Annotated in this window: 1 protein-coding gene; it reads right to left on the bottom strand. The window is 43.8% G+C overall.

The features are described 5' to 3' along the window. Window positions 1-390 (bottom strand): GTP-binding protein (locus J7R05_RS08875; RefSeq protein WP_246468290.1); only part of this gene is annotated, 390 nt, incomplete at both ends.

Raw genomic sequence — 390 nt, 5'->3', positions numbered from 1 at the left:
GTCTTCAATCGGCATCAAAAATGGCTGATCAACTGGACGCTCAGGTGTTGGTATATAATTATCAACTTCACTCATCAGAAGACGAACCGCATCTTCACCAATGCTTTTATCTTTATCTTCAAGCGCTGCCAGTGCCGAACCTTTAACGATTGGTATATCATCTCCTGGGAAATCATATTTTGACAAAAGCTCACGCACTTCAAGCTCAACAAGCTCCAAAAGTTCAGCGTCATCAACCTGATCAACCTTATTGAGAAAAACAACAATCGCTGGGACACCAACCTGACGTGCTAGCAAAATATGTTCACGTGTTTGAGGCATCGGACCATCAGCAGCTGAAACAACCAAAATCGCTCCATCCATCTGCGCTGCTCCCGTGATCATGTTTTT

Source organism: Bartonella capreoli (genome assembly GCF_902813205.1).
Classification (GTDB): domain Bacteria; phylum Pseudomonadota; class Alphaproteobacteria; order Rhizobiales; family Rhizobiaceae; genus Bartonella; species Bartonella schoenbuchensis.
This window is presented reverse-complemented; position numbering and strand designations above follow the sequence as displayed.